We start from the raw sequence: 16105 nt of genomic DNA on the forward strand, positions 1-16105 counted from the left end.
CCGGTGATGGAATCGTTGCCCGTCCCGCCCAGCACGGTGTCGGCGCCAAATCCGCCCTCGACCAGATCATCGCCCGCGTCGCCGCGCACGTTGTCGTTGCCATAACCGCCGCGGATCGTGTCGTTGCCATCCCCGCCAAAGATGTTGTCGCGCAGATCGTTCTCGGAGACACCACCGGTGATGCTGTCATTGCCCGCCCCGCCGATCAGGTTGTCGGTGCCGTCGAGCCCGTTGATCGTATCGTTGCCGACCCCACCGGTGAGCGTGTCGTTGCCCGGTGTCCCGTTCAGCAGCAGATCGACGGTTTCTTCGACATCCGTGACGTTGACGGTAAAGGTCTGCGCCGAGGTCAGACCGTCCGGATCCGTCGCCTGAACCGTGACGGAGCGTGTCGCGCCCGCCTCGAAATCAAGCGGACCGGTGGTCTGCAACGTGGTCCCGTTCAGCGTGAACTGGCCGCCCGCGTCGTCGGTCAGCGTCAGGGCCACCACATCCCCGTCGGGATCGATCGCACCCACCGTGCCGACGACGGCCCCCGCCGCCGCGTTCTCCGCGACCGACTGCTGGCTGGCCAGCATGACAGTGCCGGGCGCCTCGTTCACATTGGTGACGTTGATGGTGAAGGACTCGTTTGCGGTCAGCCCGTCCGGGTCCGCCACCTGCACCGTCACCTGATGGCTTTGCGCCGCCTCGAAATCGAACCCCTGAGCCGTGACCAGCTGGGTGCCGTTGATGGCAAAGCGGCCCTCCGCGTCATCGGTCAGCGAGAAGATCAGCGCATCGCCGTCCGCATCCGTGGCCGCGAGCGTCCCGACAGCGGTCGCGGGCACGATGTTCTCTGAAATCGAGGCGCCGCTCAGCGTGACGTCCGTCGGCGCCACGTTGAAGTCGATCACCCCGATCGCCGTCGCGCCGCTGCCCTGGCTTCCCGCGCGCACGTCCTGCACGAGGCGGGTGCCCGTCTCGGTGCCGTCGGTCACCCAAAGCTCGGTCCCCTGGGTGCCGTTGTCGGCCGAGAAATACATCAGGTCGTCCGCCACGGCGAGGTTGCTGACAAAGGCATTGCCCGCGCCGGGGTTGATGTCCATGAACAGGCGCGTGCCGCCCGCGGTCCCGTCGGTGTTCCACAGCTCGACGCCGTTGGAGCCGTCGAGGGCGATGAACCAGGCCTTGTCGTCGAACATCGTGAACGCGTCACCTTCGATGTTGGTGAAATTGAAAAAGCTGCCGCCGGCACCGGGGTTGATGTCGCGTACCAGCGTGGTGCCCGAGGACGACCCGTCAGAGCGCCACAGCTCGAGGCCGCTGGAACCGTTGTCGGCGAAGAACAGCATCATGTCGTCCATCGCGGTCAGCCCGAGGATCGAGGAACTGCCCGCGCCGGGGTTGATGTTGGTCACCAGGTTGGTGCCGGCTTCGGTGCCATCGGTGCGCCACAGCTCGTTGCCGTTGGTCCCGTCATTGGCGCTGAAGTAGAGCGTGCCGTCCAGGTCGGCCATGCGGAACGAAACGCTGCTGCCACCGGCGCCGGGGTTGATGTCGCGCACCAGCGCGGTGCCTGCCGTGGTGCCGTCGGTGCGCCACAGCTCGGTGCCGTTGGTGCCGTCGTTGGCCGAAAAGAACAGGGTGTCGTTGAGGATATTGTCTTTCGACATGAACGGGGACGAACCGCCCCCGCCGATATTGATGTCGGCCACGCGCTGCGTGCCCGCCTCGGTCCCGTCGGAGCGGTAGAGCTCGGTGCCCGAGGTGCCGTCATTGGCACTGAAAAGCAGCGTGCCGTTCAAATCCACCATGAAATTCGGGAAACTGCTGTTGCTGCCGGGATTGACGTCGCGTACCAGTTCCGGCGGGCCATCGGCGTTGGTTTTCCACAGCTCCTGGCCCGGGGTCGTGGTGAACGGGCTGAAATACAGCGTGTCGCCGATGACCAGCGATTGTTGCGGGCCCGTAAAGGTGAACGGAAAGCTGCCGTTCGTGCCGAATTCGACATCGGCGAACAGCGTGGTGCCCGCGACGGTGCCATCGGAGGTATACAGCTCGTTGCCCGACTGGCCGTTGCTGGCCTCGAAAAAAACATCACCATCCAGAGACCGGCTCAGGGTCGATAGGATCGACGCGTCGGGTCCGGGGAACAGATCGATCAGGGTGGCCGATGTGCCCGCGGCGTTGGTCAGCCAGGTCTCGACACCGGTGCCGCCGTCATTGGCCGCAAAAAGAAGAACAGAACTCATGTGAAAATCCCCCAAGAATTTCAATTTATGAAAAAATGCCAAAAAATACGGGCTGGCAGCCTTCCGGCGCCCGGCACGGAAGGAAATGAATAACTGCACCGTGTGTAGGGCATAAACCTACATCTTCAAACAAAATTACACTGAATTTTCATTTTTTGCAACTTTGGAAAATTGACCAAAGGTAAATCAAGCCCCCTGCCGGTCATCCAATCAGGTCGAACACATCACCGGCGATCTGCAGGTTGATACTGCGCGCGCCTTCCCCGTCGACCAGCGCCCACAGGATCTGGCCCGTGGGGCGGTAGATGATGAAGGCCTCGGCGGTCTGCGCCGTGCCGGCCCCCGGCGTCGTGGCATAGTTGACCTGAAACTGCCCCGCCGTCGCGGTGGCCGCGCCGAAGGACAGGAAATCGCCCTGCCGGTGGCTAAAATCCTGGATCCAGTCCGACCCGTGGTTGACGATGCCCAGATGAAAGAACGCGTCCGCGCCATAACCGCCGTTGACCCGGTCCGACCCGAAGCCGCCGTTGATGAAATCGTTCCCCGCCCCGCCCGAGATCTGGTCGCCGAAGGCCGATCCGGTCAGCGTGTCGTTGCCCCCGCCGCCGATCACCGTGTCGGCGCCGAAGCCCCCCGCGATCACGTCGGCCCCCACGTCGCCGCGCAGGCTGTCGTTGCCGTAGCCGCCGTCGATGGTGTCGTTACCGTCGCCGCCGTAGACCACGTCGCGCAGGTCCGCCGCCGTCGCCCCGCCACGGATCACGTCGTCGCCCGCGCCCCCGTCGATGGTATCGGCCCCGTCGGAGCCGTCGAGCGTGTCGTTGCCGTCACCGCCGCGCAGGATGTCGTCGCCTGCCCCCCCGGTCAGACGGTCATTGCCGCCGCCGCCCTCCAGCGTGTCGTCGCCCGTCCCGCCCCACAGCAGGTCCGCGCCGCTGTCGCCGTCCGCGTCGCCGGTCAGCCGGTCATCGCCGTCGCCCCCGTCGAGCGTGTCATTGCCCGCCCCCCCCAGCAGCGTGTCGCCGCCGCCGCCGCCGCCGATGCTGTCGTTGCCCGCACCGCCATCGGCGCGGTCGTTGCCAAATCCGCCCAGCAGCACGTCGTCGCCGGCCCCGTCGCCGCTGCTGCCACCGTCACCTTCCAGCCGGTCGTCGCCCGATCCGCCCTCGATGGTGTCGTCGCCTGCTCCGCCCGAAATCGTATCGCCGCCCGCGCCGCCTTCGATCACATCCGCGCCCGCGCCTCCGTCGATCCGGTCATCGCCGCCGCCGCCGTCCATCACGTCTTCGGCCGCGCCCCCCTCCAGCGTGTCGCCGCCGGTGCCGCCGGTGATGTCCTGCCCCACCGGCTCGACGTTGACGACCACGCCGTCGCGCATCTCGTAGATCCACATGCCCTGGATGCCCGAGGGGCCCAGCCGCTCGTCGAGATCGCCCAACACGTCGTAGCCGTCGCGCGTCTCGATCAGCAGCGGGCCCGCACCGCCGCCGAACAGCCCCGCGCGCGCGCCTACGTCGCCCTCGCCGGTGCCGATGGTCCAGCCGATCGTGTCATAGCGGTAGACAATGTCGAAATCGCCGTCGCCGCGGTCGAACAGCTGCAGCTGGAATGTGTTGGGATCGTCCGCGCGCCGCCGGTAGACGCCCACCGCGTCCCAGGTGATCGTCACCACGCCGCCCGTCGCGTTCACATCCACCCAGATGCCGCCGCTCTCGTCGCCCTCGCCGTCCAGCCGCGTGTCCACATCCGCCCAGAATGGCGCGATCATGGCCCGGCTCAGCGCCCCGTTGGTGGCGGTGGGATAGGCCGCGAAGGCCGATCCGAACGTCACCGTGCCGTTGGTGTTCACCCACAGCTGGTCGGCCCCGTAAGAGCGCCCCAGATAGCTCAGCCCGTCGCCGAACACCGCCTCCAGCGACAGCCGGGTCGAGCCGTCGTCGCTGCGCGCGATCTCGATCTCGCCAAAGCCGCGCGCCCCGCCAAGGCCGCGCACGACCGATCCGTTGCCTGTGATTTCCATGCCGTCTCTCCCCCTGTGCGCGCGTCCCGTTGCGCAGCGTCTGCGCTTGTCATAGGACAAAGGCCTTGCCAAAAGATTGGCGACCCACAGCCCGAAGGCCCGCCATGACCTCTCCCGCCGTCGCCGTCCTGCTCGCCACCTACAACGGCGCGGGCAATCTGGCCGAACAGCTCGACAGTTTTGCCGCGCAAAGCCATCTCCCCGCCCTGATCCTGGTCAGCGACGACGGCTCCACCGATGCGACGCGCGAGATCCTCGCCGGGTTCAGGGACGCCCACCCCGCCCTGCCGCTGGAGCTGGTCGAGGGGCCGCGGCAGGGGTCGGGCGCGAATTTCCTCAGCCTGCTCGCCCGCTGTCCCGACGGCATCGACATGGCCTGTTTTGCCGATCAGGACGACGTCTGGCTGGAAGACAAGATCGCCCGCGCCGTCGCCCGTCTGGACGGTGCCGCCACGCCGGAGGACCCGGTGCTCTATTGCGCGCATACCTGGGAATGTGACGCCGATCTGCGCGGCCGGCGCCTGTCGCGCAGCCCGCGCAAGCCGCCCGGCTTTCGCAACGCGCTGGTGCAGAACATCGCGGCGGGCAACACCATCATGCTCAACCGCCCCGCCCTCGATCTGGCGCGGCGCGCGGCGCGGGATACGGATGTCATCGCCATGCACGACTGGTGGGTCTACCAGCTGATGACCGGCGCGGGGGCGCAGGTGATCTACGACGCGCAGGCCGTGCTGCTCTACCGTCAGCACGGGGGTAACCTGGTCGGTGCCAACCGCGGCACGCTGGCCACCCTGCGCCGCCTGCGCCATCTGTTCACCGGCACCTTCCGCACCTGGAACGACATCAACATCGCCGCCCTCGAACAGGTCTCGGACAGCCTGACACCCGAAAACCGCGCGCTGTTGCGCCATTTCGCGCAGGGCCGTACCCAAGGTCTCGCAGGACGCTTTGACATGCTGCGCGACACCCGCGTCTATCGTCAGGGCGCATTGGGTCAGGCCTCGCTCTGGCTGGCGGTTCTGCTGGCCCGGCTTTAGGGGCGGGCGGCGGGGTCACGCAGGCCCGCACTGGTCTCTAGTCATATTGTAACGAGTGAGGTATTGCGGCGTTTTTACGGATCTCTCCCGGGCAGACACTGCATCCGGGCAAAGAGGTTTTCTGAAGAGCCGAATTGAGGAGCGTCGACCGATGCAAGTGCACGACACCCAGGCCACCGAAATGCTGGACGCCTACCGCGCGGGTGCCGCACTGTTCCGGGGCGGGTTCGTAGCAGTGCCCAAAGTAGCTCTGGCACAGGCCTCGGGAGATTTCATAGAACTCGTCCGCGACCGGTTCACCCTGCACGAGATCGGCGACTGGGCTATGCTCGTGGCCCCCGACACGCCGGTTTTGCACCACGCGGCGCAGGGCACCGACGTTCTTGTCCTGGGCGATGTGTTCGACAACGACGGCGGCAGCGTTCAGGCCCGCCTCGACGAGATCGCACGGACGAAAGACCTGCCCGCCACGCTGGCGCGGATGGATCTGGGCGGGCGTCACGGTGCCTTGATTTTCCGCGATGGCGACGTGTCCGCATTCAACGACCCCGCCGGATCACGCTCCGTGGTGTTCTGCACCCAAGACAGAAAGGGCATCGCCTCGCATCCCGAACTGCTGGCGATGATATACGACATCCCCACGGCGCAGGACGCGGCGACCTATATGGCCTCGCCGCAGTACCTCAACCGCATCGTGCGCTACCTGCCCGGCAACCGCACCGCCTTTGACGGCATCGACCGGCTCTTGCCCAACACGCTCTATGCCACCGCCGAAAACCGCATGACCCGGTTCTGGCCCTACCAGGAGCGTGTCGAGGGGACCGAAGAGCAGATGTGGGACCGCTTCGACATGGCGCTCGATGCGACACGCACTTACGTCGCCGCGCGCTTCCACCCGATCGTCGCCGTCACCGGCGGCATCGACACGCGCTCCATCGTCGCCAATTTCCACCGCCGCCAGACACCCTTCACCGGCGTGACCTGGACCAACTTCAACTTCAAATCAGCCGAGCGCGAGGCCATCGACCGCATCGTCGAGGTGACCGGCCAGCCGCATTACACCATTACTATGCCTAGGGAGGACAACGCGGGTCCGCTGCTCGATCTGGGCAGCATGAATGCCGGCCGGATCCACATGCGCGGATCGCGCGGGGTGATGATGGCCCTGTGCCTCGAGAAGATGGAGCAAACCGCCCCCCTGCCCGCGCCCCCTTGTTTTGTCATGGGATACGGCGGCGAGATCCTGCGCGGCTTTCACATGATGAAGACCCGCGACCAGGACCTGCCCTTCATCCCCAAGACGATGATGGAGATGTTCGGCGTGCGCGGCAAAGACGGCAAGGCCAACAAGGACATGAGCGCCTTCATCATCCGCAGCTTCCGCGCGATGTACACCAACGGCCATTACGCGTCCGAGGATCTGCACGGCTATCATCCCGCCGACCTGTTCTATTGGGAACACCGCGTGGGCATGTGGGCGGCCCTGACGATGGAGACGATCGACCCTGTCATGCATTCGCTGATCGGCATCAACAGCCGCAGGCTCTACGAGGCCGGGCTGAACCTGCCGAACCGGCTGCGCTTTTCCAAGGGCACCATCGGGCGCTACATCGCGGACCGCACACCCGAAATCGGCGAGATCCCGGTCGTCTGACCCGCGCCCCCTGCACCACCACGCGCTACCGCCCGCCGCGACCCTGCAGGAACGCTTCGAGCTTCGCCACAAACTCCGCGTCCACGGCATCCCCCTGCACCACCACGCGCCCCGCGCGCGCCAGCATCTCCAGGCCTCCGTCCAACGTACGCTGGCGGGGCAACGCGGGCGGCGCCTCGGCAACCGGCGTCTGCACCGGCTCCGGTTTCTCCGGCGCGGAAGACGCCGGTCCCCCGTTCACCGCCCGCTCCAGCACCTCACGCTCGGGCGTCCCGCTTGCGTGGGCCTCGCGCAGATGCGCGCGCAGACGGGCGGCGGCGCCTTCGTCCTCGGCCAGCAGTTTCGACAGCGCGAGGCCCAGCCGTTCGGGGATGTCCTGCGGCGCGCGCAGCACATCGTCGAGGGCCTCGACCACCGGCATGAAGGATTTGATCTTGGAGCGTTTGGAAAAGCTGACGGCGGCGAACAGACCCTGCAACGCGTCCTTGTCGGTTTGGAACACGCCCGCGCGTAGGGTCTGCACCGCCACCCGCGCGCGTTCGTAGAACGACAGGTTGGCGCGGATCTCGTTCTCCTCGACCATCGCGACATAGGCGTCCTTTTGCGCGGCGGGCTGGCGGATCAGGGCCTGCACCTTGGCGAACCGCTCCTCGCCGGTGTCCGCATGGAGCGCGCGCAGCGCCTGCACCCGCCGCCAGCCGGAGATCAGGCCAAAGCCGTTCTCGACCATCACCACCTCGATGGGGGCCTGCTGCCCGCGGGCGCGGATGCTCTGGTACAGCGCCTCGACATCCTCGTCCGCCGTGTGCTGCCGGTCGCGGATCAGATAGGCCTCGTGGATCTGGTCCAGCGGAATGGCGCGGATGATCCGGCCCTCGCGGGTGGCGCTGTCCAGCTCGGCGCGCAACGCCTCGAAGGCCGCGACCGACGCCGCATCACCCGCAATCTGTGCGATCGGGGCACGGGCGGTCGGGGCCACATGCGCGCTGTCGGTCAGCTGTGCGGGGGTCAGTCTCTTGCGCTTCGCCATTCATCTCTCTCCTTGGCTTTCGGGGCAGCCTCGACCCTTTGTTCGAATATATCTCCAATAGGGCGTACGGTGCGAAACCTTTCGCATGCGAAAGGTTTGGGATCAGGGTCTAAGCCCCTATTCAGAGACTTCATCACGCCGCCAGATCCCCAAAAGCAGCTTTTTGAACGCCGCGTAGGTCTGATCAAAAGTGGCCCGCCCCCGCGCGTAAGTCTCGCGGTTGAAATCGCGGTAATCCGCTTCATAGAGACCACTTGCCTGCTCGCCCGCCTGCCCGATCAGCGCGGTGAAGTCCTGCCGGTGTGGCGACAGGGTATCGCCCAGATAGGCCTGCATCAGCGCCCCCATCTCGGACTGCTGTGCCGCGTCGAACCGGGTGATCACCGCGCGCACCGCATCCCATTCGAATTGCAGCTCGGGCCGCCCCAGCGCACGCGCCGCCATGTTCTCGCCGGTCTCGATCGAGGAGAACGTCGCGTGCAGCATATCGAAAAACCGCCCCGTGCTGTCGAACTCCAGAAACGAGGCCCCCAGCGGCACCAGCAGGATATCCGCCGCCGCCAGACCGTTGATGGTGAGATACCCCAGGGCAGGGGGGGTATCGACGAAGACCAGATCGTAATCGTCGAGCACCCCGTCGGCGGCCAGCGTCTCGGTCAGCGCATCCCACAGCTTCCAGCTGCGCCCCTGCATCCGCCAGACGGGGATCTGGAACTCGGCCCAGTAGAGATTGAGCTGCGCGCCGATCAGATCGATGTTGGGCCAGTGGGTCCCCTGAATGAGATCCTTGGCCCCGACCTCCAACGCCTCGGTCAGCGTGTCGTCGAGCAGGACAGGATCGAGCCCCTGCGCCAGACGCAGCTGGTTGTCCGCCTTCAGGTGCGTCGCGTAGTGACGCGCGATCAGCGGGAACACCGTCTGCCATTCGTCCTCGACCGTGCCGCCGAAGATCGAGGTCATCGACCCTTGGGAATCCAGATCGACCACCAGCACCCGGTAGCCGTCGAGTGCTGCCGACATCGCCAGATGCGCCGCCGTCGAGGTCTTGCCAACGCCGCCCTTGAAGTTGGCCACGGCCACGATCTTGGCGGGCAGGCCTTCGGGGCGGTAGGGTTTATACTCCTTCGATTTCGATCCCAGCTGCGCGAAATGGGCGCGCAAAAGAAGCACCTCCTCGAAGGTGAACCACTTGGCCCCGCCGGCAGTTTCGGACGCGCCCTGCGGCAGGTGCGGGTTTTGCTTGAGCACCCGGCGAAAATGCCCCTGCGCCACCGGGATCAGATAGCGGGTGATCTCCCAGGTTGAAAACGGCCGCAGGCTCTTGCGCCCGGTCTCGTCGAGGCCCCTACCTGCCAGATCGGCCCGTCCGCGCGCGCAGTTCTGCGCAATGGTGGCAAACCCGTCGGCGCTGATCGGATCGCCGAGATCGGCCAGCGCCTGATCGGGATCGATGTTGAAATAGGGGGGAAGCTCGGGGGCGTCTGACGTCATGGTAACTGCTCAATGTGTTGTGTTTTTCCAAACATAACACGAAACACGCAACATGGAATATTTAAAGCTACATCTACCGCTTGCGCTGTCTTTTTCCCAAGCAAATACGTGGTTTTTGCGGGCGGATCGGCCTTAAATCGCAGGCCTGACCGACAAATCTCTAGTTAATATCAGGTTATATAGTAGTTATGGAGATCCTGCCGCTTTCTTTTTCCAAGAGTCCCAGAACGTTACGTGTATTTCTCAAGACAGGGCGACTCCGAAACCACGCTCAGGCGATTCCGAACCCCCGAAGCGGCGACTCCGAAACCACGTCACGCCGCACCTCCTGCATGGACGTGGCCTGTGGATAACTTTAGGGTGGGTGTAATTAAAACCACGAAGCAGATTCGCGCCGAAAGATCCGTGATCACACGGGCAGACAAGAGCGCATAAGGCAGTGAGCAGGACAGGCAGATGAACACCCCCGCACTGGGGCGTGGAGACGGCGCATTCTTTTCGTGCGACATCTTCAACGCCGCCCCCAAGGACGACATCGGCTCGATGGAGCATCCGATGTTTTCGCTCTCCACCCGGCCCGACCGGCGCATTCTCAGCTATACCCACAACGACACCGACATCACGGTCACCCCGTCCGTGCGCGGGCTGGCGACGATTCACGACAAGGACATCCTGATCTATTGCATCAGCCAGTTGATGGCCGCACAGAACGCCGGCCGCGAGATCACCCGCACACTGACGCTCAAGGCGCATGATCTGTTGGTCGCCACGTCGCGCGAAACCTCCGGCGATGGCTACAACCGCTTGCGCGACGCGTTCGAGCGGTTGGCCGGCACCCGCATCACCACCAACATGATGACCGGCGGGCAGGAGGTCACCACCGGCTTCGGCCTGATCGAGAACTGGCAGATCGTGCGGCAGGGGCGGGGCGGGCGGATGCTCTGGGTTGCGGTCACGCTCAGCGAATGGCTCTACCGCGCTGTGCTCGACAAGGCGGTGCTGACTCTGAGCCGGGCGTATTTCACCCTGCGCAAACCACTGGAGCGGCGGATTTACGAGCTGGCGCGCAAGCATTGCGGGCGGCAGGCGGGGTGGACCGTGTCGGTCGATACGCTCCTGAAGAAATCCGGCTCCGCCTCGCCGCGCCGGGTGTTTCGCAAGATGCTGCGCGACATGATCGGCGCGGACACGCTGCCCGACTATACCATCGCGGAAGCCCCTGGCGATCTGATGCGGTTCGAGCGGCGCGGCGCCGTGGTGGAGCCGGGGCGGATGCCGGTGGTGAGTGCCGCCGCACTCGAGCGCGCGCGCGCGCTGGTGCCGGGGGCGGATGTCTACGGGCTTCAGGCCGACTGGCACACCGCCTGGGAGGCGCGCGGCCGCCGCGCGCTGCGCGATCCCGACGCGGCGTTCCTCGGCTGGGTGTCGCGTCATGCGCGCGGATGAGCGGTCCGCAAACCTTTCGCGTGCGAAAGGTTTCAGATTGTAACGCAGATGCGTAAATCCGCCGATACGGGCATGTGCATTTGTCGGGGAAATGGCGCTATATCCCCCGGGGGGCCGATACCGGACATTCCTAGGTTCGGACATAGGTTCGGGCGACAGAGTTCAGAGAAGAAGGCAGAAATCTTATGTGCGGCATCGTAGGCGTCATCGGAAAACACCAGGCGGCACCGATCCTTGTGGACGGTCTGCGCCGGCTTGAATATCGCGGCTATGACAGCGCAGGCATCGCCACCGTGGATGCGGCGCAGGGTGCGCGTCTCGACCGCCGCCGCGCATTGGGCAAGCTGGTCAACCTCGCCGATCTTCTGGTGCACGAGCCGCTGACCGGGACCTGCGGCATCGGGCACACCCGCTGGGCCACCCACGGGGCGGCGACCACCGCCAATGCCCACCCGCACGCACGTGGCCGTGTCGCCGTGGTGCACAACGGGATCATCGAAAACTACCGCCAGCTGCGCGAGGAACTGGCCACCCACCAGATCGTCCCTGAGACCCAGACCGACACCGAAACCGTCGCCATGCTGTGCAACTGGTTTCTCGATCAGGGTCACGCGCCCGAAGCGGCGGCCAAGGCGACCATCGCCAGGCTTGAGGGCGCCTATGCGCTGGCGTTCCTGTTCGAGGGCGAGACCGATCTGCTGATCGCGGCGCGCAAGGGCTCGCCGCTGGCGGTGGGCTGGGGCGCGGGCGAAATGTTCATCGGCTCCGATGCGCTGGCGCTGGCGGCGATGACCTCCGAGGTGACCTATCTCGAAGAGGGCGACATCGCCGTGCTGACCCGCGCGGGTGCGACTTTCTTTGACGAGGGCGGCGACATCGTGCAGCGGGCGCGCAAGACCGTCGAGATCGACATCCACAGCGTCGACAAGGGCGGGTACAAACATTTCATGGCCAAGGAGATCGCCGAGCAACCGCGCGTTCTGGCCGCCGCCGCCGATTATTACCTTGGCGGGCGCGCGCATGCGGACCGCGGCGGGCGGGCTCTTTTGGAGAGTATCGATTTTACGAATGTGGACCGGTTGGTGATGGTGGCCTGCGGCACCGCGGCACTGGCCTGTCACACCGCGAAATACTGGTTCGAACAGATCGCGCGCCTGCCGGTCGAGATCGACATCGCCTCCGAATACCGCTACCGCGAGCCGCCCTTGTCGGACCGCACGGTCGCTTTGTTCGTGAGCCAGTCGGGCGAGACGGCAGATACACTGGCCGCGCTGCGCTATTGCGCGGGCAAGGCGCGCAGCATCGTGTCGGTGGTCAATGTCGGTACCTCGTCGATCGCACGCGAAAGCGATGTGGCGCTGCCCATTCTCGCGGGCACCGAGATCGGCGTCGCCTCGACCAAGGCGTTCACATGCCAGCTGACCGTGCTGGCGGCGATGGCGATCACAGCGGCGCGGCAGCGCGGCCATCTGGACGCGGCGGGGGAAGTCGCCCTGCAAGAGCAGCTGATGGCGGTGCCGCGTCTGGTGGGGCAGGCAATGCACTGTGAAACGACGGTGAAAGAGATCGCGGGCCATCTGGGCCATGTCGACGACGCGCTGTTTCTGGGGCGTGGCGCGATGTATCCGCTGGCCCTCGAAGGGGCGCTGAAGCTCAAGGAGATTTCCTATATCCATGCCGAAGGCTATGCCAGCGGCGAGCTCAAGCACGGGCCCATCGCATTGGTAGACGACAAGCTGCCGGTGGTGGTACTGGCGCCGTCCGATGCGATGTTCGATAAATCCGTCTCCAACATGCAGGAGGTGATCGCGCGCAGCGGCAGGATCATCATGATCAGCGATGCGGCGGGTCTGGCGGAGGCGGGCGAGGGGGTCTGGCAGGCGATCGAGATGCCGGACGCGGGCGGCCCCTTTGCGCCCATCATCTATGCGGTGGCGGTGCAGCTTCTGGCCTATCACACGGCGGTGGAAAAGGGCACGGATGTGGACCAGCCGCGCAACCTCGCCAAATCGGTGACGGTCGAATAGGTATCGTCGCACGAAACCCGGCCCGAGGAGCGCAGCCATGAGCAAGACCTATTTTGGAACCGACGGAATCCGTGGACGCGCGGGCATCCACCCGATGACGGCGGCGTTTTCCGTGCGGCTGGCGATGGCGGTGGGCAAGTATTTCGCCGCCGCCAACGGGCGGCACCGGGTGGTGATCGGCAAGGACACGCGCCGGTCGGGGTACATGATCGAAACCGCGCTGATGTCGGGGTTCACCGCCGCCGGCATGGATGTGTTCGCGCTGGGGCCGATGCCCACGCCGGCGGTCGGGCGGCTGACCCATTCGATGCGCGCGGATCTGGGGGTGATGATCTCGGCCAGCCACAACCCCGCCCACGACAACGGGATCAAGTTCTTCGGCCCCGACGGATTCAAGCTGTCCGATAGTGTCGAGACGGAGATCGAGGCGATCCTCGAGCGCGATGCGCTGGAGGGCGACAGCGACAATATCGGGCGGGTGACGCGGCTGGATGGCAGCGCGGGGCGCTACGTGGAATATGCCAAGACCACGCTGCCCGACTGGGTGCGGCTGGACGGTCTGAAGATCGTGATCGACTGCGCCAACGGTGCCGCCTACAGAACCGCGCCCGAAGTGTTGTGGGAGCTGGGCGCGCAGATCATTCCGGTCGGCGTGGCGCCCGACGGCTACAACATCAACGATGGCTGCGGATCGACCCATCCTGAACGCGCGGCACAGGTGGTGCGCGACACGCAGGCCGATCTCGGCATTTGTCTGGACGGCGATGCGGACCGGATTATCCTGCTTGATGAAAAGGGGGCGGTGGTCGACGGCGACCAGTTGATGGCGCTGCTGGCGACCCATTGGTCGCGGGCGGGGCGGCTCAACAAGAACACGCTGGTCGCCACGGTGATGTCCAACCTGGGGCTGGAGCGTTATCTGGAGGGGCAGGGGATCGCCCTGCGCCGCACGGCCGTTGGCGACCGCTATGTCGTCGAGGAGATGCGCGCGGGCGGGTTCAACATGGGCGGCGAACAATCGGGCCATATCGTGATGACCGATTACGCGACCACCGGCGATGGTCTGGTGGCGGGGCTGCAGTTTCTCGCGGTGCTCAAGGCGAGCGGCCTGCCGGTCAGCGTGCTGACCCGGACGTTCGATCCGGTGCCGCAGCTTTTGGAAAACGTGCGCTACGCCCCGACGATGGCCCCGCTTGAATCGCCCCGGGTTCAGGACGCGATTGCGGAAGGCACGGCAAGGTTCGGTGACACCGGCCGGTTGCTGATCCGCAAGTCAGGGACCGAACCGTTGATCCGGGTGATGGGCGAATGCGAGGATCCGGCCCTGCTCGATGAAGTGGTGATGCGGATCGCGGACGAGATCCGCAAGCTGGACTGACTTTGTGGGCCTTCCTGTTGGGCCGGACGGTCAGTTCCGCTCGCCGATCAGCCCTTCGAGGTACTTGCCGTAATCGTTTTTGGCGTAACGTTTTGCACGGTCGTGCAGTTCCGCGTCGGTGATCCAGCCCTGAGCATAGGCGATCTCGTCGGGGGAGCCGGTTTGCAGACCCTGCCGGCGCTCCAGCGTGCGCACGAAATTGCCCGCATCGAGCAGGCTGCCGTGGGTGCCGGTATCGAGCCAGGCATAGCCGCGGCCCATCCGTTCGACCGACAAGAGGCCGTCGTGCAGGTACATCTCCAGCAGGGTCGTGATCTCAAGCTCGCCGCGCGGCGAGGGTTCGACCTGGGCTGCGCGGTCGGGCGCGTCACCGTCGAGAAAGTAAAGCCCGGTAACGGCAAAATTTGACGGCGGCACCGGCGGTTTTTCGATGATCGAGATGGCTTTGCCGTTGGCGTCGAAATCCACCACGCCGTAGCGTTCAGGGTCGGCCACGCGGTAGCCGAAGACGGTGCCGCCGGTGGTCTTGGCGTCGGCCTGTGCGAGGATTTCGGGCAGGCCGTGGCCGAAAAAGATGTTGTCGCCCAGCACCAGCGCCGAGGGCGCGCCCGCAAGGAAGTCACGCGCCAGGATGAACGCCTGCGCCAGCCCGTCGGGGCTGGGCTGGGCGATGTAGGTAAAGGACATGCCCCACTGGCTGCCGTCGCCCATCAGGCGCTGGAACTGGCTTTGATCCTCGGGGGTGGTGATGATCGCCACCTCGCGGATGCCGCCGAGCATCAGCACCGACAGCGGGTAATAGATCATCGGCTTGTCGTAGATCGGCAGCAGCTGTTTGGAGATGCCCAGCGTGATCGGGTAGAGCCGGGTGCCGGAGCCGCCGGCGAGGATGATGCCCTTGCGTGTAGCACCGGAGGCGCGCTTTTCCGGAAGTGTCATTTGGTATCTTTCAATGTCTTGAGGACGTCGTGCAGGCCGGCTTTCCAGTCCGGTTGCGCGATGTCGAAATCAGTCTCTAACGCGGTGCCGTCCATGCGCGAATTGAGCGGACGGGCGGCGGGTGTGGGATAGTCGGCGGTGGGGATGCCGGTGACGGTGACGGGGCGGTTCGCCTGCGCGAAGATTTCGCGCGCGAACCCGGCCCATGACACGGGCGGGGTGCCGCCGAAATGGTGGGTTCCGCCCTTTGCAGGGTCTGTTTTCATCTGCTGCGCCATTTCCAGCAGCGCACCCGCGATGGCGGCGGCGGGGGTGGGGCCGCCGATCTGGTCGTCGACCACCGACAGCGCATCGCGGCTCTCGGACAGGCGCAGCATCGTCTTGACGAAGTTGTTGCCATGCGCCGAAAACACCCATGAGGTGCGCAGGATCGCGTGTTGTCCGCCGGCAGCGCGCACCGCTTCCTCGCCCGCCAGCTTGGTCCGGCCATAGGCGTTTTGCGGCGCGTTAGGGTCTGATACGCGCCACGGATCGGTGCCGGTCCCGTCGAACACGTAATCGGTCGAGATATGCAGAAAGGGGATGGCGCGCGCTGCTGCTGCGCGTGCCATTGCGGCGGGCGCGTCCGCGTTGATGATCTGCGCCAGCGCCTCTTCCTCTTCGGCCTTATCGACGGCCGTATAGGCGGCGGCGTTGATCACCGCATCCCAGTCGCCCGTGTCGATGGCGGTGGCACAGGCGGCGGGATCGGACAGGTCGGCGGCGTCGCGGCCAAGGGAGGTGACATCGGCCTGCAGGGCCAGTTCGGTCGCGACCTGACCGGTTTTGCCAAAGACGAGAATGCGCATG

Annotated in this window: 11 protein-coding genes; 5 read left to right on the forward strand and 6 right to left on the reverse strand. The window is 65.6% G+C overall.

The window, feature by feature from the left end:
- Together Q1A06_RS18230 and Q1A06_RS18235 are read right to left on the reverse strand one after the other, a co-directional pair.
- Window positions 1-2234, reverse strand: a 2234-nt coding sequence (locus tag Q1A06_RS18230) for an ELWxxDGT repeat protein (RefSeq protein WP_299566955.1), incomplete at its 3' end; no start/stop codon positions are given.
- Between the two features lie 202 nt (window positions 2235-2436).
- A complete protein-coding gene (locus tag Q1A06_RS18235) occupies window positions 2437-4254 on the reverse strand; it encodes a nidogen-like domain-containing protein (protein ID WP_299566957.1) in 1818 nt (605 codons plus the stop codon).
- Window positions 4255-4358: 104 nt separating this feature from the next.
- Between Q1A06_RS18235 and Q1A06_RS18240 the strand changes: the two genes are divergently transcribed.
- Together Q1A06_RS18240 and Q1A06_RS18245 are read left to right on the forward strand one after the other, a co-directional pair.
- Window positions 4359-5291 (forward strand): glycosyltransferase family 2 protein, encoded by a 933-nt coding sequence (locus tag Q1A06_RS18240; protein WP_299566959.1) that lies wholly within the window; start codon window positions 4359-4361, stop codon window positions 5289-5291.
- A 151-nt stretch (window positions 5292-5442) separates the two neighbouring features.
- On the forward strand, window positions 5443-6945 hold the full coding sequence (locus Q1A06_RS18245) for a hypothetical protein (RefSeq protein WP_299566961.1): 1503 nt from the start codon (window positions 5443-5445) through the stop codon (window positions 6943-6945).
- Window positions 6946-6970: 25 nt separating this feature from the next.
- Here the strand turns inward: Q1A06_RS18245 and Q1A06_RS18250 are convergent, their stop codons facing one another.
- Together Q1A06_RS18250 and Q1A06_RS18255 are read right to left on the reverse strand one after the other, a co-directional pair.
- Window positions 6971-7975, reverse strand: a complete 1005-nt coding sequence (locus Q1A06_RS18250; protein ID WP_299566963.1) for a ParB N-terminal domain-containing protein — start codon at window positions 7973-7975, stop codon at window positions 6971-6973.
- A gap of 117 nt (window positions 7976-8092) precedes the next feature.
- Window positions 8093-9466, reverse strand: a complete 1374-nt coding sequence (locus tag Q1A06_RS18255) for an AAA family ATPase (RefSeq protein WP_299566965.1) — start codon at window positions 9464-9466, stop codon at window positions 8093-8095.
- Between the two features lie 456 nt (window positions 9467-9922).
- Between Q1A06_RS18255 and Q1A06_RS18260 the strand changes: the two genes are divergently transcribed.
- From Q1A06_RS18260 to glmM, 3 genes are all read left to right on the forward strand, one after another.
- A complete protein-coding gene (locus Q1A06_RS18260) occupies window positions 9923-10912 on the forward strand; it encodes a replication initiator protein A (protein WP_299566967.1) in 990 nt (329 codons plus the stop codon).
- Between the two features lie 185 nt (window positions 10913-11097).
- On the forward strand, window positions 11098-12939 hold the full coding sequence (glmS, locus tag Q1A06_RS18265; protein ID WP_299566969.1) for a glutamine--fructose-6-phosphate transaminase (isomerizing): 1842 nt from the start codon (window positions 11098-11100) through the stop codon (window positions 12937-12939).
- A 37-nt stretch (window positions 12940-12976) separates the two neighbouring features.
- Complete coding sequence (gene glmM, locus Q1A06_RS18270; RefSeq protein WP_299566971.1) at window positions 12977-14317, forward strand: phosphoglucosamine mutase; 1341 nt, start codon at window positions 12977-12979, stop codon at window positions 14315-14317.
- Between the two features lie 30 nt (window positions 14318-14347).
- Here the strand turns inward: glmM and rfbA are convergent, their stop codons facing one another.
- Window positions 14348-15256 carry a glucose-1-phosphate thymidylyltransferase RfbA gene (rfbA, locus tag Q1A06_RS18275; RefSeq protein WP_299566973.1) on the reverse strand — a complete coding sequence of 303 codons (909 nt, stop codon included), beginning with the start codon at window positions 15254-15256 and terminating at the stop codon, window positions 14348-14350.
- Window positions 15253-16104, reverse strand: coding sequence for a dTDP-4-dehydrorhamnose reductase (rfbD, locus tag Q1A06_RS18280; protein ID WP_299566975.1), 852 nt, complete (start codon window positions 16102-16104; stop codon window positions 15253-15255). The genes rfbA and rfbD overlap by 4 nt, the downstream gene beginning before the upstream one ends.
- Between the last annotated feature and the right edge of the window lies 1 nt (window position 16105).

Source organism: uncultured Sulfitobacter sp. (assembly GCF_947497275.1).
GTDB lineage: Bacteria > Pseudomonadota > Alphaproteobacteria > Rhodobacterales > Rhodobacteraceae > Sulfitobacter.

Bases quoted from the DNA above. Each gene is read 5' to 3' on its own strand.
- Q1A06_RS18235 (WP_299566957.1), bottom strand. From the start codon at position 4,254: ATGGAAATCACAGGCAACGGATCGGTCGTGCGCGGCCTTGGCGGGGCG.
- Q1A06_RS18245 (WP_299566961.1), top strand. From the start codon at position 5,443: ATGCAAGTGCACGACACCCAGGCCACCGAAATGCTGGACGCCTACCGC.
- glmM (WP_299566971.1), top strand. From the start codon at position 12,977: ATGAGCAAGACCTATTTTGGAACCGACGGAATCCGTGGACGCGCGGGC.
- Q1A06_RS18250 (WP_299566963.1), bottom strand. From the start codon at position 7,975: ATGGCGAAGCGCAAGAGACTGACCCCCGCACAGCTGACCGACAGCGCG.
- Q1A06_RS18255 (WP_299566965.1), bottom strand. From the start codon at position 9,466: ATGACGTCAGACGCCCCCGAGCTTCCCCCCTATTTCAACATCGATCCC.
- rfbD (WP_299566975.1), bottom strand. From the start codon at position 16,104: ATGCGCATTCTCGTCTTTGGCAAAACCGGTCAGGTCGCGACCGAACTG.
- rfbA (WP_299566973.1), bottom strand. From the start codon at position 15,256: ATGACACTTCCGGAAAAGCGCGCCTCCGGTGCTACACGCAAGGGCATC.
- glmS (WP_299566969.1), top strand. From the start codon at position 11,098: ATGTGCGGCATCGTAGGCGTCATCGGAAAACACCAGGCGGCACCGATC.
- Q1A06_RS18240 (WP_299566959.1), top strand. From the start codon at position 4,359: ATGACCTCTCCCGCCGTCGCCGTCCTGCTCGCCACCTACAACGGCGCG.
- Q1A06_RS18260 (WP_299566967.1), top strand. From the start codon at position 9,923: ATGAACACCCCCGCACTGGGGCGTGGAGACGGCGCATTCTTTTCGTGC.